Origin of the sequence: Enterobacter wuhouensis (assembly GCF_035835995.1) — a bacterium.
GTDB classification, from domain to species: Bacteria; Pseudomonadota; Gammaproteobacteria; order Enterobacterales; family Enterobacteriaceae; genus Enterobacter; species Enterobacter wuhouensis.
The window spans coordinates 4,784,194-4,802,330 of record NZ_CP142124.1; the positions used below are offsets into that span (position 1 = coordinate 4,784,194).

An 18,137-nucleotide genomic window follows, 5' to 3' on the forward strand; every position below is an offset into this window, starting at 1 on the left:
CGCGACGGCGAAAGGATGCAAAACTATTATGGCTCACTCACATTTATTAGCAGAAAGAATTTCCCGCCTCAGCAGCGCGCTGGAGAAAGGCCTTTACGAGCGTAGCCACGCCATTCGCCTCTGTTTGCTGGCAGCGTTAAGCGGTGAAAGCGTGTTCTTGCTGGGCCCGCCCGGTATCGCCAAAAGCCTGATTGCCCGTCGGCTGAAGTTTGCCTTTCAAAACGCGCGCGCGTTTGAATACCTGATGACGCGCTTCTCCACGCCCGAGGAAGTTTTTGGTCCGCTCTCCATTCAGGCGCTTAAGGACGAGGGGCGCTATGAACGTTTGACCGCAGGATATCTCCCTGAAGCAGAGATAGTTTTTCTCGATGAAATCTGGAAAGCCGGTCCGGCGATCCTGAATACCCTGCTGACGGCGATTAACGAACGTCGTTTCCGCAACGGCGCCAGCGAAGAGAAAATCCCGATGCGCCTGCTGGTGGCCGCCTCAAACGAACTGCCCGAAGCCGACAGCAGCCTGGAAGCCCTCTACGACCGCATGCTGATCCGCCTGTGGCTGGACAAAGTGCAGGATAAGTCCAACTTCCGCTCCATGCTGGTGAGCCAGCAGGATGAAAATGAAAATCCGGTCTCCGCTTCGCTGCAGGTGACGGATGAGGAGTATGACCAGTGGCAGCAGGACATCGGCAAAATCAAACTGCCCGATGCCGTATTTGAGCTGATCTTCATGCTGCGCCAGCAGCTCGATTTACTGCCTTCTGCGCCTTACGTTTCCGACCGTCGCTGGAAAAAAGCCATTCGCCTGCTGCAGGCCAGCGCGCTGTTCAGTGGACGCGATGCCGTCGCGCCAATCGATCTGATCCTGCTGAAAGACTGCCTCTGGCACGATGCTGAAGGCATGAACCTGATGCAGCAGCAGCTTGAAGTATTGATGACCGGGCACGCCTGGGGCCAGCAGTCGATGCTCAACCAGCTGGGCGCAATTGCCCAACGGCGCATTCAGCTCCAGCAGCAGCAAAGCGATAAAACGGCCCTGAAGGTGACCCGCCTTGGCGGCATGTTCTCGCGTAAGCCGCATTATGAATTGCCTGCCGAACTGACCGGCGCAACGCTAACGCTGCTGCTTCAGCAGCCGCTTAAACTTCACGACATGCAGGTGGTTCACGTTACGATAGAGCGCGACGCGCTGGCGCAGTGGCTCGATAAAAGCGGTGAGATCCGCGGCAAGCTCAACGGCATCGGTTTTGCCCAGCCGCTGAATATGGAGGTGGACAGCAGCCAGCATCTGGTGATCCGCGACGTCAGCCTGCAGGGATCGCGTCTGGCGCTGCCGGGCGCCGCTTCCGATAGCGTGCCGGAAGAGATCAAGCAGCAGCTGGAAGCGCTTGATACCGAATGGCACCAGCAGCACACCCGCTTCAGCGAGCAGCAAAAATGCCTCTTTATTCATAGCGACTGGTTAGGCCGCATCGAAGCCAGCCTGCAGGACGTCAGCGCGCAGATCAAACAGGCGCGTCAATGCTAACGCTGGACACGCTCAACGTCATGCTGGCGGTCAGCGAGGAAGGGCTGATCGAAGAGGTGGTCATTACCCTTCTGGCATCCCCCCAGCTGGCGGCCTTCTTTGAAAAATTCCCAAAGCTCAAAAAGGCGATGACCGACGATCTCCCGCGCTGGCGCGATAGCCTGCGTCAGCGGTTTAAGGAGACGGAAGTCCCGCCAGAGCTGACGGAGGAAGTCGCCAGCTATCAGCAGTGCCAGCGGCTGTCGACACCGCAGTTTATCGTCCAGCTACCGCAAACCCTTACGCTGCTTGATAAAGTACATTCTCCGTTTGCAAGCCAGGCCCGCGCGCTGGTCACGGATAACGCCACCTTTACTCCGGCGCTGCATACCCTGTTTTTACAGCGCTGGCGGCTGAGCCTTGTTGTCCAGGCCACGACGCTGAACCAGCAGCTGCTGGATGAAGAGCGCGAACAGCTGCTCAGCGAAGTTCAGGAGCGTATGACGCTGAGCGGTCAGCTTGAAGAGGTGCTGGTAGAAAATGAAAACGCCGCCGGGCGTCTCTGGGACATGAGCGCCGGGCAGCTGAAGCGAGGCGACTACCAGCTGATCGTGAAGTACGGCGACTTTCTGACCCAGCAGCCGGAGCTGATGAAGCTTGCGGAACAGCTGGGCCGCTCGCGGGAGGCAAAATCTGTCCCAAAGAAAGATGCGCCGATGGAAACCTTCCGTACCCTGGTACGCGAACCGGCCACCGTGCCGGAGCAGGTCGATGGCTTGCAGCAAAGCGATGACATCCTGCGCCTGCTGCCCACCGAGCTAAGCACGCTGGGGATGACCGAGCTGGAGTATGAGTTTTATCGTCGGCTGGTGGAGAAACAGCTCCTTACCTACCGGCTGCACGGCGAATCCTGGCGTGAGAAGCTTAGCCAGCGCCCGGTCATCCATCAGGACTTTGATGAACAGCCGCGCGGTCCATTCATTGTCTGTGTTGATACCTCCGGCTCGATGGGCGGTTTTAACGAGCAGTGTGCGAAGGCGTTCTGCCTGGCCCTGATGCGCGTGGCGCTCGCCGATCGCCGTCGCTGTTTCATCATGCTCTTTTCCAGCGAAGTGGTGGGCTATGAGCTGACGAACCAGCAGGGGATTGAGCAGGCGATCCGCTTTTTGAGCCAGCGTTTTCGCGGCGGTACCGATCTGGCCAGCTGCTTTCGCAGCATCGTCGAACGTATGCAGGGCGGGGACTGGTACGACGCCGACGCGGTGGTGATTTCCGATTTTATCGCCCAGCGGCTGCCGGATGACGTGGTGAATAAAGTGAAGGAGTTACAGCGGGTACACCAGCACCGCTTTCATGCCGTGGCGATGTCGGCGCATGGAAAACCCGGCATCATGCGCATCTTCGATCATATCTGGCGCTTTGATACCGGGCTGCGTAGCCGCCTGCTCAGACGCTGGCGGCGCTAATTAAAGAAGGGAACCGACGCTCTCACGAACCTGCTGCGGCCAGACGCCACATTGCACCTGACCAATGTGAGAGAGCTGCAGAAGAAGCATGGTCAGACGAGACTGGCCAATACCGCCGCCGATGGTCTGCGGCATTTCACCGCGCAGCAGCGCCTGGTGCCACTCGAGTTTGAGACGATCTTCATCACCGGTTACCGCCAGCTGACGCTTAAGCGCATCGGCATCCACGCGGATCCCCATAGAAGAAAGTTCAAACGCATCTTCCAGAATCGGGTTCCAGACCAGGATATCACCGTTCAGACCGGCAAACTCGCTCTCACCCGTAGTGCTCCAGTCATCATAATCCGGGGCACGCACGTCGTGGCGCTTACCGTCAGACAGCTTGCCGCCGATCCCCATCAGGAACACGGCGCCCAGCTCTTTGGCAATCGCACGCTCGCGGCCTTTGGCATCCAGATCCGGGAAGCGGCTCAGCAGCTCCTGGCTGTGAACAAAGTGGATCGATTCCGGCAGGAACGGTGCCAGACCAAACTCTTTGCTCACTGCCGCTTCGGTCGCTTTTATCCCGGCGTAGATCGCCTCAACGGTGGATTTCAGCGTACCGATATGACGTTCGCCATCACCCATCACGCGCTCCCAGTCCCACTGGTCAACGTAGACAGAGTGAATGGCGGTTAGACGGTCTTCATCGGGGCGAAGGGCTTTCATGTGCGTGTAGAGCCCTTCGCCCGCGCTGAAGTCGTGTTGCCCCAGGGTTTGACGCTTCCACTTCGCAAGGGAATGAACCACTTCGAACTGGGCGTCTGGCAGTGTCTTCACTTTCACCTGTACCGCTTTTTCGCATCCAGACAGGTTATCCTGCGTCCCGTCGCCCACGCGGCTGAGGATCGGCGCCTGAACTTCTATCAGCCCAAGCTTCTCTTCCAGCTGGCGGGAAAAATGGGATTTAACGAAACTGATCTGGCGTTGTTTTGCGATGTAAGCGGTTTTCATTATTTATACTCCTGCGTCCTGTTGGTATTGATTAAGCAACAGAAATGGCACTCAATTCAATAATCAAACAACAAAAAGCCTCCTTCACTTTTGATTCGATAAAATAAGGCGCTAGAATAGTGAGATTCACTAATCTTCATAAGAAAAACCTATGGAAAATTATCAGATCGACAATCTGGACCGCGGCATTCTGGAAGCGTTAATGGCCAATGCGCGCACCGCTTACGCCGAACTGGCGAAACAGTTTGGCGTCAGCCCGGGAACCATCCACGTTCGCGTAGAAAAGATGAAGCAGGCGGGGATCATCACCGGCGCACATATCGATGTCAGCCCAAAACAGCTGGGTTATGACGTGTGCTGCTTTATCGGCATTATTCTTAAAAGCGCGAAAGACTATCCTTCCGCACTGGAAAAACTGAACGCGCTGGACGAGGTCACCGAGGCGTATTACACCACCGGGCACTACAGCATCTTCATTAAGGTAATGTGCCGATCTATCGATGCCCTTCAGCAGGTACTTATCAACAAGATCCAAACAATCGATGAAATTCAGTCCACTGAGACCCTGATCTCCCTGCAAAACCCGATCATGCGCACCATCCGCCCGTGATCGGGCAATTTCATTCCCACATTTTCCACAGGTAGATCCCAGCTCGTTCACAGCGTACAATGGCCGCCTCTTTATCTGAGCGAGCGATCAATGGCGGACATTACCCTTATCAGCGGCAGCACTCTTGGCGGTGCGGAATACGTAGCGGAACATCTGGCTGAGAAGCTGGAAGACGCGGGCTTTTCTACAGAAACCCTGCACGGACCGTTACTTGAAGATCTCCCGTCTGACGGGGTCTGGCTGCTGATCACCTCCACGCACGGTGCGGGCGATCTTCCGGATAATCTGCAACCTTTATATGATGAACTGCAGGAACAACAGCCGGATCTGTCAAACGTCCGTTTTGGTGCGGTCGGTATTGGCAGTCGTGAATATGACACCTTCTGCGGTGCAATAGAGAAAGTCGAAGCCGCTGTTACCGCCTGTGGGGCAAAACAGCTGGGTGAAACGCTCAAGATCAACATCCTCGATCATGACATTCCGGAAGATCCAGCCGAGATCTGGCTAGCAGATTGGAAAAATTTACTCAAAAACGCTTAAAGATCGCGCAAACAGATGTGGATAACTCTGGTTAAAAGCTCGTATTAACCCGTAGTTATCCAAAGAACAACTCTGTAGTCGTTTTTGGCCTGTGTATAAAGTGCCATTTTGATCCCAGCTTATACGGCCCAAGATCACCGATCACTCACAGCAAACGATCCTTTCTAACCGCATGATCTTATTTGCGAGATCGGACTTATCCACAAAGGTTCGCGATCCTAATAAGAGATCACAATAGAACAGATCTCTAAATAAAAAGATCTTCTTTTTAATAGCCCTGGATCCCAATGCTTTCTCGAAAGACTAAAGTTGAGTAGAATCCACGGCCCGGGCTTCAATCCATTTTCATACCGCTTTACGCGAGGCAGACCACCATGTTTTATCAGGATCCTTTCGACGTCATCATCATTGGCGGGGGTCACGCAGGCACTGAGGCCGCAATGGCCGCAGCGCGTATGGGTCAGCAGACCCTGCTTTTGACACACAATATCGACACGCTGGGACAAATGTCCTGTAATCCGGCGATTGGCGGCATTGGGAAAGGACACCTGGTAAAAGAAGTGGATGCACTTGGCGGCCTGATGGCGAAAGCGATCGATCGTGCAGGCATTCAGTTTAGGATACTAAACGCGAGCAAAGGTCCTGCCGTTCGGGCCACCCGCGCTCAGGCAGATCGCGTGCTTTACCGTCAGGCGGTGCGTACCGCACTGGAGAACCAGCCGAACCTGATGATCTTCCAGCAGGCGGTGGAAGATCTTATCGTCGAGAACGATCGCGTTGTGGGCGCTGTGACCCAGATGGGCCTCAAGTTCCGCGCAAAATCAGTTGTGTTGACCGTGGGAACATTCCTGGACGGTAAAATTCATATCGGCCTGGACAACTACAGCGGTGGCCGTGCTGGCGATCCGCCGTCGATCCCCCTGTCTCGCCGTCTGCGTGAACTGCCGCTGCGCGTAAGCCGCCTCAAAACCGGTACGCCGCCGCGTATTGATGCGCGTACCATTGATTTCAGCGTACTGGCACAGCAGCACGGTGATAACCCGATGCCGGTCTTCTCGTTCATGGGCAACGTGGATCACCATCCGCAGCAGGTACCGTGCTATATCACGTACACCAATGAAAAAACCCATGACGTGATCCGCAATAACCTCGATCGCAGCCCAATGTATGCCGGCGTGATCGAAGGGATCGGCCCGCGTTACTGCCCGTCGATCGAAGACAAAGTTATGCGCTTTGCCGATCGTAACCAGCACCAGATTTTCCTGGAGCCGGAAGGGCTGACGTCCAACGAAATTTACCCGAACGGCATCTCCACCAGCCTGCCGTTCGACGTGCAGATGCAAATTGTTCGCTCAATGCAGGGCATGGAGAACGCAAGAATCGTGCGTCCCGGCTACGCTATTGAGTACGATTTCTTCGATCCGCGTGACCTGAAGCCGACGCTGGAGAGCAAATTTATCCAGGGTCTGTTCTTCGCAGGCCAGATTAACGGTACCACTGGCTACGAAGAAGCCGCTGCGCAGGGCCTGCTTGCGGGTCTTAATGCCGCGCGCTTCTCTGCTGAGAAAGAGGGCTGGGCGCCGGGCCGTTCCCAGGCTTATCTGGGCGTGCTGGTTGACGATCTCTGCACCCTGGGCACCAAAGAGCCGTACCGCATGTTTACCTCGCGCGCGGAATATCGCCTGATGCTGCGCGAAGATAACGCCGACCTGCGTCTGACCGAAATGGGCCGCGAGCTGGGTCTGGTGGATGACGAACGCTGGGCGCGCTTCAACGAGAAGCTGGAGCGCATTGAGCAGGAACGCCAGCGTCTGAAAACGACGTGGGTGAATCCACAGGCGGAGACCGCTGCCGAAGTAAACGCTCACTTAACAGCGCCCCTGTCGCGCGAAGCCAGCGGTGAAGATCTGCTGCGTCGCCCTGAAGTCACCTACGAAAACCTGGTGAAACTGACCGCGTTCGCGCCGGGACTGGAAGACGCTGAAGCGGCAGAGCAGGTTGAGATCCAGGTGAAGTACGAAGGTTACATCGCGCGTCAGCAGGATGAGATCGAAAAACAGCAGCGCAACGAAAACACGCTGCTGCCGGAAATGCTGGACTACCGCCAGGTAACGGGCCTTTCCAATGAAGTGATCGCTAAGCTGAACGATCACAAACCTGTGTCGATCGGCCAGGCTTCCCGTATCTCTGGCGTCACACCGGCCGCGATTTCGATTCTTCTGGTGTGGTTGAAAAAGCAAGGTATGCTGCGCCGCAGCGCGTAGTCTCTTGAACATTGCTTTTTGGCGGGTGGCGCTTCGCTTGCCCGCCCTACTTATTCGTAGGCCCGGTAAGCGACAGCGCCACCGGGCGAAAAATCGCTAAACAGGTATTCACCGTGCTCAATAAACTTTCTCGTCTGCTGGATCAGGCAGGTATTTCGCTCACCGATCGCCAGAAAAATCAGCTGGTGGCCTATGTCGATATGCTGAACAAATGGAACAAAGCGTACAACCTGACCTCCGTACGCGACCCCAACGAGATGCTGGTTCGCCATATCCTCGACAGCATTGTGGTTGCGCCCTGGCTGAAAGGTGAACGCTTTATCGATGTGGGTACTGGCCCTGGCCTGCCGGGAATTCCGCTGTCGATTGTCCGCCCCGAGAGCCATTTCACGCTGCTCGACAGCCTTGGCAAGCGCGTGCGCTTTTTGCGTCAGGTACAGCATGAACTGAAGCTTGAGAACATCACACCTGTGCAGAGCAGGGTAGAAGCGTTTCCGGCGGAGCCACCGTTTGACGGCGTTATCAGCCGTGCATTTGCCTCACTGAACGACATGGTGAGCTGGTGCAAACATCTGCCCGCTGAAAATGGCCGTTTCTATGCGCTGAAAGGGCTGCTGCCTGGAGAGGAAATTGACCAGCTTCCGGCCGGCTTTGCCGTCGAATCCATTGAGAAATTACAGATTCCTCAACTCGATGGCGAACGGCATCTGGTGATAATTAAGCCAAACAATTTTTAAAAATATAATAAAAATTGTGGAATTTGTGCTGTTCTCATTGTGTTAAAAAACAGCACATCTAAAGGGATTTTACTGGTGCTAATTTAACCTCGTTGTTACTAAGGATTTTCTTACGGTTAACCTCGTCACTATTGTTCACCGTGAAGATAGTCAACTACGAAAATATCAGTCTGCTAAAAGTGGGTCGTAGCAACGAGAATGGAATGTTAAATATTTATTAAGAATGTCAATAAAAGGTTTTTGTTGTATACAGGGCTGTTTTGAAAATAGTTACGATATTTTGTCTTTAATTTCATAAAGATGAAATAAAGCGATTTACGTCTTTGATAAATACGACCTTATCGTAAATGTGTATTTTGTGATCTCGTGCACGCTTTATCACCAACGTTTTCGCGCTGTTTGCAGTTTTGTCCGAAGGTCGACACTTTAGCCAAAAGTTAAAAAATAGCGCCGGGGAAAAATATTTAAACATTTATTCACCTTTTCGCTACTTAATGTTTGAAATCACGGGTACGCACCGTATAATTTGTCCGCTTTTTGATGCTTGACTCCGAGCCTTAAAGGACGTTTTATACGACACGCGGCATACCTCGAAGGGAGCAGGAGTAAAAACGTGATGTCTGTGTCGCTCTTGAGTAGAAACGTTGCTCGTAAGCTTCTGTTCATTCAGTTTCTGGCTGTGATAGCAAGTGGACTGCTGTTTAGCCTCAAAGACCCCTTCTGGGGCATCTCCGCCGTGTGCGGGGGTTTGGCGGTGGTTCTGCCAAACGTGTTGTTTATGATTTTTGCCTGGCGTCATCAGGCGCATACACCCGCCAAAGGCCGCGTGGCCTGGTCCTTCGCTCTCGGCGAAGTGTGTAAGGTGTTGCTGACCTTTGCTTTACTGGTGATGGCGCTGGCGGTTTTGAAAGTGGTATTCATGCCGCTGATAGCAACGTGGGTTTTGGTGCTGGTGGTACAAGTTCTGGCTCCAGCTGTAATCAATAACAAAGGGTAAAAGGCATCATGGCTTCAGAAAATATGACGCCGCAGGATTACATAGGTCACCATCTGAATAACCTTCAGCTGGACCTGCGTACATTCTCGCTGGTGGATCCGCATAACCCCCCGGCCACCTTCTGGACGATCAACATCGACTCCATGTTCTTCTCGGTGGTTTTGGGTCTTCTGTTCCTGGCCATGTTCCGCGGTGTTGCTAAACGAGCGACCAGCGGTGTTCCAGGGAAATTCCAGACGTTCGTTGAGATGATCATCGGCTTCGTCCATGGCAGCGTGAAAGACATGTACCATGGCAAGAGCAAGCTGATTGCTCCGCTGGCCCTGACCGTGTTCGTTTGGGTCTTCCTGATGAACCTGATGGACCTGCTGCCAATTGACCTTCTGCCGTTTATCGGCGAGCACATCTTCGGCCTGCCTGCACTGCGTGTTGTACCGTCTGCGGACGTGAACATCACCCTGTCGATGGCGCTGGGCGTGTTTATCCTGATTCTTTTCTACAGCATCAAAATGAAAGGCGTAAGCGGCTTTGTGAAAGAGCTTACCTTGCAGCCGTTCAACCACTGGGCGTTTATTCCGGTCAACCTGATCCTGGAAGGCGTTAGCCTGCTGTCTAAACCTGTTTCACTGGGTCTGCGACTGTTCGGCAACATGTATGCGGGTGAGCTGATTTTCATTCTGATCGCGGGTCTTCTGCCGTGGTGGTCACAGTGGATTCTTAATGTGCCTTGGGCCATTTTCCACATCCTGATCATTACGCTGCAAGCCTTTATCTTCATGGTTCTGACGATCGTCTATCTGTCGATGGCGTCTGAAGAGCACTGATTTTTTTACCAACACTACTACGTTTTAATTGAAACAAACTGGAGACTGTCATGGAAAACCTGAATATGGATCTGCTGTACATGGCTGCCGCTGTGATGATGGGTCTGGCGGCTATCGGTGCTGCGATCGGTATCGGCATCCTCGGGGGCAAATTCCTGGAAGGCGCAGCGCGTCAACCTGATCTGATTCCTCTGCTGCGTACTCAGTTCTTTATCGTTATGGGTCTGGTGGATGCAATCCCAATGATCGCTGTAGGTCTGGGTCTGTACGTGATGTTTGCTGTCGCGTAGTAGTAGTTTTAAAACCCCAAGCCACAGAAATTTAAGAGGTATTGTGCTGTGAACATGAACGCAACAATCCTCGGCCAGGCCATCGCGTTTATTCTCTTTGTCTGGTTCTGCATGAAGTATGTATGGCCGCCTTTAATGGCTGCCATCGAAAAACGTCAGAAAGAAATTGCTGACGGTCTGGCTTCTGCAGAACGCGCTAAGAAAGATTTGGACCTTGCACAGGCCAACGCGACAGACCAGCTGAAAAAAGCCAAAGCGGAAGCTCAGGTAATCATTGAACAGGCTAACAAACGCCGTTCTCAGATCCTGGACGAAGCCAAAGCGGAAGCAGAACAGGAACGTACTAAGATCGTGACACAAGCTCAGGCTGAAATTGATGCCGAGCGTAAACGTGCTCGTGAAGAACTGCGTAAGCAGGTTGCGATTCTGGCTGTTGCTGGCGCCGAGAAGATCATCGAACGTTCCGTGGATGAAGCTGCTAACAGCGACATCGTGGACAAACTTGTCGCTGAACTGTAAGGAGGGAGGGGCTGATGTCTGAATTTGTTACGGTAGCTCGCCCCTACGCCAAAGCAGCTTTTGACTTTGCTGTCGAACACCAAAATGTCGATCGCTGGCAGGATATGCTGGCGTTTGCCGCTGAGGTGACGAAAAACGAACAAATGGCCGAGTTGCTGTCTGGTGCATTAGCGCCTGATACCCTCGCCGCGTCGTTTATCGCCGTGTGCGGAGAGCAACTGGATGCCAACGGCCAGAACCTGATTAAGGTGATGGCTGAGAATGGTCGTCTCCGTGTGCTCCCGGATGTTCTCGAGCAGTTCGAGCACTTACGTGCGCTGAGTGAAGCTACTGCCGAAGTCGAAGTGACTTCTGCGACTGAACTGAGTACTGAACAGCTTGCGAAAATCACCGCCGCGATGGAAAAACGTCTGTCACGCAAAGTTAAGCTGAATTGCAAAATCGATAAGTCTGTAATGGCAGGCGTAATCATCCGCTCGGGTGATATGGTCATTGATGGCAGCGTACGCGGCCGTCTTGAACGCCTTGCAGACGTCTTGCAGTCTTAAGGGGACTGGAGCATGCAACTGAATTCCACCGAAATCAGCGAACTGATCAAGCAGCGCATTGCTCAGTTCAATGTTGTGAGTGAAGCTCACAACGAAGGTACTATTGTTTCTGTAAGTGACGGTGTTATCCGCATTCACGGCCTGGCCGATTGTATGCAGGGTGAGATGATTTCCCTGCCGGGTAACCGTTACGCTATCGCACTGAACCTGGAGCGCGACTCCGTAGGTGCAGTTGTGATGGGTCCATACGCTGACCTCGCCGAAGGCATGAAGGTTAAGTGTACTGGCCGTATTCTGGAAGTTCCGGTTGGCCGTGGCCTGCTGGGTCGCGTTGTTAACACCCTGGGTGCGCCAATCGACGGTAAAGGTCCGGTTGAGCACGATGGCTTCTCTCCAATCGAAGTTATCGCACCAGGCGTTATCGACCGTCAGTCCGTTGATCAGCCTGTTCAGACGGGTTATAAGTCCGTTGACGCCATGATCCCAATCGGTCGTGGTCAGCGTGAACTGATCATCGGTGACCGTCAGACCGGTAAAACCGCGATGGCAATCGACGCCATCATCAACCAGCGTGACTCCGGCATCAAATGCGTGTACGTGGCTATCGGCCAGAAAGCGTCCACCATTTCCAACGTGGTTCGTAAACTGGAAGAGCACGGCGCGCTGGCTAACACCATCGTTGTTGTGGCAACCGCGTCTGAATCTGCTGCACTGCAATACCTGGCGCCATACGCCGGTTGCGCAATGGGCGAATACTTCCGTGACCGCGGTGAAGATGCGCTGATCGTATACGATGACCTGTCTAAACAGGCTGTTGCTTATCGTCAGGTTTCCCTGCTGCTCCGTCGTCCACCTGGACGTGAAGCATTCCCGGGCGACGTATTCTACCTCCACTCTCGTCTGCTGGAGCGTGCATCCCGCGTTAACGCGGAATACGTCGAGAACTTCACCAAAGGTGAAGTGAAGGGTAAAACAGGTTCTCTGACCGCTCTGCCGATCATTGAAACCCAGGCGGGTGACGTTTCTGCGTTCGTTCCGACCAACGTAATCTCTATTACCGATGGTCAGATCTTCCTGGAAACCAACCTGTTTAACTCCGGTATTCGTCCGGCGGTTAACCCGGGTATCTCCGTATCCCGTGTTGGTGGTGCTGCTCAGACCAAGATCATCAAGAAACTGTCCGGTGGTATCCGTACCGCGCTGGCACAGTATCGTGAACTGGCTGCGTTCTCTCAGTTCGCATCCGATCTGGACGAAGCAACCCGTAAACAGCTGAGCCACGGTCAGAAAGTGACCGAGCTGCTGAAGCAGAAACAGTACGCTCCAATGTCTGTTGCTCAGCAGGGCCTGGTACTGTTCGCGGCTGAACGCGGTTACCTCGAAGATGTGGAACTGGCGAAAATCGGTAGCTTCGAAGCCGCTCTGCTGGCTTACGTCGACCGTGATCACGCTCCGCTGATGCAAGAGATCAACCAGACCGGTGGCTATAACGATGAAATCGAAGGCAAGCTGAAAGCTATCCTCGATTCCTTCAAAGCAACCCAGTCCTGGTAATCGTCCGGCGGCTTGTCTCACGACAGGCCGCCTGGCATTGAGGAGAAGCTCATGGCCGGCGCAAAAGAGATACGTAGTAAGATCGCAAGCGTCCAGAACACGCAAAAGATCACTAAAGCGATGGAGATGGTCGCCGCTTCCAAAATGCGTAAATCGCAGGATCGCATGGCGGCCAGCCGTCCTTATGCAGATACCATGCGCAAAGTGATTGGTCACCTTGCGAACGGTAATCTGGAATATAAGCACCCTTACCTGGAAGAACGCGACGTTAAGCGCGTGGGCTACCTGGTGGTGTCGACCGACCGTGGTCTGTGCGGCGGCTTGAACATTAACCTGTTCAAAAAACTGCTGGGGGATATGAAAGCATGGTCCGAGAAAGGCGTTCAGTGCGATATCGCAATGATCGGCTCGAAGGGCGTATCTTTCTTTAACTCCGTGGGTGGCAATATTGTTGCCCAGGTGACCGGTATGGGTGATAACCCGTCCCTGTCCGAACTGATCGGTCCGGTTAAAGTGATGTTGCAGGCCTACGATGAAGGCCGTCTGGACAGACTGTACGTTGTCAGCAACAAATTTATTAACACGATGTCTCAGGTTCCAACCATCACTCAGATGCTGCCGTTACCGGCTTCAGAAGATGATGAGTTGAAGCAAAAAGCCTGGGATTACCTGTATGAACCTGATCCGAAACCGCTGCTGGATACCCTGCTGCGTCGTTACGTTGAATCACAGGTTTATCAGGGCGTAGTTGAAAACCTGGCCAGCGAGCAGGCCGCACGTATGGTGGCGATGAAAGCCGCGACCGACAATGGCGGCAGCCTGATTAAAGAGCTGCAGTTGGTATACAACAAAGCTCGTCAGGCCAGCATTACTCAGGAACTCACCGAGATCGTCGGTGGTGCATCCGCGGTATAACCAGGTTAATTCGTAGAGGATTCAAGATGGCTACTGGAAAAATTGTCCAGGTAATCGGCGCCGTGGTTGACGTCGAGTTCCCTCAGGATGCCGTACCGCGCGTGTACGATGCTCTTGAGGTACAGAATGGTAACGAGAGCCTGGTGCTGGAAGTTCAGCAGCAGCTCGGTGGTGGTATCGTGCGTACCATCGCAATGGGTTCTTCCGACGGTCTGCGTCGTGGTCTGGAAGTTAAAGACCTTGAGCACCCGATCGAAGTCCCGGTAGGTAAAGCAACACTGGGTCGTATCATGAACGTATTGGGTCAACCAATCGACATGAAAGGCGACATCGGTGAAGAAGAGCGTTGGGCTATCCACCGCGCAGCACCTTCCTACGAAGAGCTGTCAAGCTCTCAGGAACTGCTGGAAACCGGCATCAAAGTTATCGACCTGATGTGTCCGTTTGCGAAGGGCGGTAAAGTTGGTCTGTTCGGTGGTGCGGGTGTAGGTAAAACCGTAAACATGATGGAGCTGATCCGTAACATCGCGATCGAGCACTCCGGTTACTCCGTGTTTGCGGGCGTAGGTGAACGTACTCGTGAGGGTAACGACTTCTACCACGAAATGACCGACTCCAACGTTCTGGACAAAGTATCCCTGGTTTACGGCCAGATGAACGAGCCGCCAGGAAACCGTCTGCGCGTGGCGCTGACCGGCCTGACCATGGCTGAGAAGTTCCGTGACGAAGGCCGTGACGTTCTGCTGTTCGTTGATAACATCTACCGTTACACCCTGGCCGGTACTGAAGTATCTGCACTGCTGGGTCGTATGCCTTCTGCGGTAGGTTATCAGCCTACGCTGGCGGAAGAGATGGGTGTTCTTCAGGAACGTATCACCTCTACCAAAACCGGTTCTATCACCTCCGTTCAGGCGGTATACGTACCTGCGGATGACTTGACTGACCCATCACCAGCAACCACCTTTGCGCACTTAGATGCAACCGTGGTACTGAGCCGTCAGATCGCGTCTCTGGGTATCTACCCAGCCGTTGACCCGCTGGACTCCACCAGCCGTCAGCTGGATCCACTGGTAGTTGGTCAGGAACACTACGACACCGCGCGTGGCGTACAGTCCCTGCTGCAGCGTTACCAGGAACTGAAAGACATCATCGCCATCCTGGGTATGGATGAGCTGTCAGAAGAAGACAAACTGGTGGTAGCACGCGCACGTAAGATCCAGCGCTTCCTGTCCCAGCCGTTCTTCGTTGCGGAAGTATTCACCGGTTCTCCGGGTAAATACGTTTCCCTGAAAGACACCATCCGTGGCTTTAAAGGCATCATGGAAGGCGAATACGATCACCTGCCGGAGCAGGCGTTCTACATGGTTGGTTCCATCGACGAAGCCGTGGAAAAAGCCAAAAAACTTTAACGCCTTAATCGGAGGGTGATATGGCAATGACTTACCACCTGGACGTCGTCAGCGCAGAGCAACAAATGTTCTCTGGTCTGGTCGAGAAAATCCAGGTAACGGGTAGTGAAGGTGAACTGGGTATTTTCCCGGGTCACGCACCGCTGCTCACCGCCATTAAGCCTGGTATGATCCGCATCGTTAAACAGTTCGGTCATGAAGAGTTTATCTATCTTTCTGGCGGCATTCTTGAAGTGCAGCCTGGCAGTGTGACCGTTCTGGCCGATACCGCTATCCGTGGACAGGATCTCGACGAAGCGCGAGCCCTGGAATCGAAGCGTAAGGCTGAAGAGCACATTAACAGCTCTCATGGTGACGTGGATTACGCTCAGGCGTCTGCGGAGCTGGCCAAAGCGATCGCGAAACTGCGCGTTATCGAGTTGACCAAAAAAGCGATGTAACACCGGCTTGAAAAGCACAAAAGCCAGTCTGGATACCAGGCTGGCTTTTTTTATGGCGTCGTTTCAGGAAAAGTGAAACTGAAAAGGTGTTTTAATATTTTGTGATTTACATCACAAAAACCTTGATCGGTTAAAAAATGAGGCGTAGACTCCTTTTTTGTGAAGTGTGTCACAAAATAAACCTCAAGAAATCAGGATGCCATCATGAAACTGGTCAACAAGATCATCGCTCTTTTCAGCAACATGAACGTCTCTTTCGGTACGTTCAACCACTAATCTGCTGAATGCCGAGTGGCGCCGCGCTTACCGCTGTGTGATAAGCGAAGCGCCATCTGGCAGCATCTCTCCGCGCTCGTTCACGCTCTTCCCTTTCACGATAAAATAGTTCGACTTATCAATATTCCCCACTACCGCATCGTCATACATGCCGGGCTGCGTACGCACCGATTTATTGCCGGTAAACACGCCCTGCGTTGATGCATCTCCATACGGGCTTGGCCGGAAGATAAAGTTAAAGCGAAGGTTGTCCACCGCGACGTTATTCGCCACCACCAGCGCCCCCGGGTTGAAGTTATCGGTGAAACCGTCCAGATGATTACCAATGGCTTTGCTGTTGCGAACTTCATGCGCCACAGGCTGCCCTTCACCGCCGAGCTTAAAACCGTTGCTGGTGTTGTTGCGGGCAATGGAATTCTCGATCGTCACAACGCCGTTGGCCCCGTCCTCAATCTTGTTGAACAGGTCAAAGCCATCGTCGATATTGTCATGGGAATAGCAGTTTTCCAGCCGGTTCCCCTCCCCTACGCGCATTTTGACGGCAAAGCCATCGGCGTTGATTTTCCCCGGGTCCTCATTGGCATAGGATTCAGAATCGATCACCCGGTTGTAGCTGGCCCACAGCGGTCGGCCAATTTTTTCCGGGGATGATATCTGGATGCCGGTATCGTCGTTGCGGTAAGCCGTGACGTTTTCAATCAGGTTGTGGCTGCCCTGAATACGCAAGCTTTTGTCTGTTACCTCAATCCCTTTAATGTGCCAGTAGCCTGCGTCCACCAGCAGTCCATGAATAACGGCTTTACCTTCCGCCTGTAGTGACGTGATTTTTTCCGGACTGCCGCTGGCCGTCAGCGGGATTGCACTCCGGGGATAGTCGCCCGCACCGAGGATAATCTTCCCGCCCGGCGCAATCAGGCCGATCGCGGTAGCTAAATCCAGCGGTGAGTCCAGCGTACCCCGCCCGTCCGCTTTGCCGTCAGGTGAAACGTGGAGTACAGACGTTTCCATGCCGCTTATCCTATCAACGCTAAACGTCTGATGAACGGCCTCACCGCTGGTGGGCGTAAACGTCAGGCTAAATGCATTACTCTCGGTCAGGGTGGCGGGAACGCTGTACATCTCTCCGGCTTTGACCGGTTTATCACTCCCGATCACCACTTCATTTTGTCTGACGCTAAAAACGCCGTCGTAGTTTGCGCGTGCCTGAACCTGATAGTGCTCAATGGCGCTTTTGCTTGCAGAGGCGATCTGGACAACAACCGGCAGAGGCGTTGCCTCCCAGGGTTCAGACGCCACGGTATGCGCAGCCGAGGTGGTAAGAGACGCATCCGATACGGTGATTTTTGCATTACGCGAAGCGAAGAAGCCCACGTAGTAACTATCCTTGTTCTGCACGGAAATCAGGTCGGCGCGCGGAACGCTTTTTCTCACCCAGGCATCGCTGCCTGCAGGCGCCCAGGCGGTGATAAAGCCGTCATCGGTACGTTCCAGCTTTAAACGGAACGCGGGCGTCTTGCTGATATCCACCTCTTCCTGATAGCTCTGCTTTTTGATTTCAGCCCCGGCGTCCCCCCACGGATGCGAAATACCTTCTCGCGTTATGGCCTGCAGCTTGACCCGATGATGGTCCTTTTTATCCTGCGTCATAATGGTGTTCATCACCATGTTCGACGCCGCGGGAAACTCCTCGTAACCTTCCTTCAGCGGCTGCTGGCGCGGCGCGCCGAGCACATCGCGCACCAGGAGGCCGGCGCCTTCCTGAGCTGCGGGTTTAGCGCCGTTTTCCGGACCAAACTGATCCACCTTAACGGTGGCCTGTAAGACGAAGTTCGCTTTCGTCGGCAGTTCGGTGTAGAAAAACGTTAATCCGTCATGCGAGTTCGCAATCTTGCCGCCCCGGCTCTCCAGGGTGACGGGTTTTGACAGGCCAACCTTATCCTGCGAGGCCAGCTTTTTACCGTCTACGGTGACGTCATTCACGCCAATTTTTTCCGGCAGCACGTTCGATGAGAAATTCAGGTCGGTAGACTGCCCGAACGCAATGGCTTTCCAGACGGGTTGCTCCGCAGCCCCCGCCGCAAAGGCGCTGCACATCATTAAGGACAGAGGTATATTATAGTTCATCTTATTCTCCTGAGTGATAATTGAGCGCCATTATCATCAGAATGAAACGCTGTTTCTTTTTGTGGTGTCACACTATTGAGTAAATAAAACGCTGTTTTGTTTTATAGCGATCTTTATTCATGATCCA

Annotated in this window: 17 protein-coding genes; 15 read left to right on the top strand and 2 right to left on the bottom strand. The window is 53.6% G+C overall.

Features of this window, described 5'->3' with window-relative positions:
- Window positions 1-28: 28 nt before the first annotated feature.
- On the top strand, window positions 29-1,525 hold the full coding sequence (ravA, locus tag VPX56_RS22800; protein WP_131634533.1) for an ATPase RavA: 1,497 nt from the start codon (window positions 29-31) through the stop codon (window positions 1,523-1,525).
- On the top strand, window positions 1,519-2,970 hold the full coding sequence (viaA, locus tag VPX56_RS22805; protein WP_131634534.1) for an ATPase RavA stimulator ViaA: 1,452 nt from the start codon (window positions 1,519-1,521) through the stop codon (window positions 2,968-2,970). Before ravA ends, viaA begins: the two co-directional genes overlap by 7 nt.
- Here viaA and asnA read toward each other — a convergent pair whose 3' ends face one another.
- On the bottom strand, window positions 2,971-3,963 hold the full coding sequence (asnA, locus tag VPX56_RS22810) for an aspartate--ammonia ligase (protein ID WP_326469083.1): 993 nt from the start codon (window positions 3,961-3,963) through the stop codon (window positions 2,971-2,973).
- Between the two features lie 151 nt (window positions 3,964-4,114).
- Here asnA and asnC point away from each other — a divergent pair, with 151 nt between their 5' ends.
- The 13 genes from asnC (at window position 4,115) to VPX56_RS22875 (ending at window position 15,610) form a co-directional block, all read left to right on the top strand.
- Window positions 4,115-4,573 carry a transcriptional regulator AsnC gene (gene asnC / locus VPX56_RS22815; RefSeq protein WP_119936493.1) on the top strand — a complete coding sequence of 153 codons (459 nt, stop codon included), beginning with the start codon at window positions 4,115-4,117 and terminating at the stop codon, window positions 4,571-4,573.
- 90 nt (window positions 4,574-4,663) lie between these two features.
- Window positions 4,664-5,113 carry an FMN-binding protein MioC gene (gene mioC, locus VPX56_RS22820; RefSeq protein ID WP_131634536.1) on the top strand — a complete coding sequence of 150 codons (450 nt, stop codon included), beginning with the start codon at window positions 4,664-4,666 and terminating at the stop codon, window positions 5,111-5,113.
- A gap of 374 nt (window positions 5,114-5,487) precedes the next feature.
- The gene (gene mnmG / locus VPX56_RS22825; RefSeq protein ID WP_131634537.1) at window positions 5,488-7,377 is read left to right on the top strand and encodes a tRNA uridine-5-carboxymethylaminomethyl(34) synthesis enzyme MnmG; all 1,890 of its coding nucleotides are present in this window, start codon (window positions 5,488-5,490) and stop codon (window positions 7,375-7,377) included.
- Between the two features lie 113 nt (window positions 7,378-7,490).
- Window positions 7,491-8,114, top strand: coding sequence for a 16S rRNA (guanine(527)-N(7))-methyltransferase RsmG (rsmG, locus tag VPX56_RS22830; protein ID WP_131634538.1), 624 nt, complete (start codon window positions 7,491-7,493; stop codon window positions 8,112-8,114).
- Between the two features lie 616 nt (window positions 8,115-8,730).
- On the top strand, window positions 8,731-9,111 hold the full coding sequence (gene atpI, locus VPX56_RS22835; protein ID WP_008500194.1) for a F0F1 ATP synthase subunit I: 381 nt from the start codon (window positions 8,731-8,733) through the stop codon (window positions 9,109-9,111).
- An 8-nt stretch (window positions 9,112-9,119) separates the two neighbouring features.
- Window positions 9,120-9,935 carry a F0F1 ATP synthase subunit A gene (gene atpB, locus VPX56_RS22840; protein ID WP_100167517.1) on the top strand — a complete coding sequence of 272 codons (816 nt, stop codon included), beginning with the start codon at window positions 9,120-9,122 and terminating at the stop codon, window positions 9,933-9,935.
- A gap of 50 nt (window positions 9,936-9,985) precedes the next feature.
- Window positions 9,986-10,225, top strand: a complete 240-nt coding sequence (atpE, locus tag VPX56_RS22845) for a F0F1 ATP synthase subunit C (RefSeq protein ID WP_000429386.1) — start codon at window positions 9,986-9,988, stop codon at window positions 10,223-10,225.
- 48 nt (window positions 10,226-10,273) lie between these two features.
- The gene (gene atpF / locus VPX56_RS22850) at window positions 10,274-10,744 is read left to right on the top strand and encodes a F0F1 ATP synthase subunit B (RefSeq protein WP_014072436.1); all 471 of its coding nucleotides are present in this window, start codon (window positions 10,274-10,276) and stop codon (window positions 10,742-10,744) included.
- A gap of 14 nt (window positions 10,745-10,758) precedes the next feature.
- Window positions 10,759-11,292, top strand: coding sequence for a F0F1 ATP synthase subunit delta (atpH, locus tag VPX56_RS22855; protein WP_010426590.1), 534 nt, complete (start codon window positions 10,759-10,761; stop codon window positions 11,290-11,292).
- A 12-nt stretch (window positions 11,293-11,304) separates the two neighbouring features.
- Window positions 11,305-12,846 (top strand): F0F1 ATP synthase subunit alpha, encoded by a 1,542-nt coding sequence (gene atpA / locus VPX56_RS22860; protein ID WP_028017764.1) that lies wholly within the window; start codon window positions 11,305-11,307, stop codon window positions 12,844-12,846.
- Between the two features lie 51 nt (window positions 12,847-12,897).
- Window positions 12,898-13,761: a F0F1 ATP synthase subunit gamma gene (atpG, locus tag VPX56_RS22865; protein WP_131634539.1), complete on the top strand. Its 864-nt coding sequence runs from the start codon at window positions 12,898-12,900 to the stop codon at window positions 13,759-13,761.
- A 26-nt stretch (window positions 13,762-13,787) separates the two neighbouring features.
- On the top strand, window positions 13,788-15,170 hold the full coding sequence (atpD, locus tag VPX56_RS22870; protein WP_006177559.1) for a F0F1 ATP synthase subunit beta: 1,383 nt from the start codon (window positions 13,788-13,790) through the stop codon (window positions 15,168-15,170).
- Between the two features lie 20 nt (window positions 15,171-15,190).
- A complete protein-coding gene (locus VPX56_RS22875; protein ID WP_003862360.1) occupies window positions 15,191-15,610 on the top strand; it encodes a F0F1 ATP synthase subunit epsilon in 420 nt (139 codons plus the stop codon).
- A gap of 303 nt (window positions 15,611-15,913) precedes the next feature.
- On the opposite strand, the gene VPX56_RS22880 is transcribed toward VPX56_RS22875, so the two are convergent.
- The gene (locus tag VPX56_RS22880) at window positions 15,914-18,010 is read right to left on the bottom strand and encodes a right-handed parallel beta-helix repeat-containing protein (protein WP_326469091.1); all 2,097 of its coding nucleotides are present in this window, start codon (window positions 18,008-18,010) and stop codon (window positions 15,914-15,916) included.
- Between the last annotated feature and the right edge of the window lie 127 nt (window positions 18,011-18,137).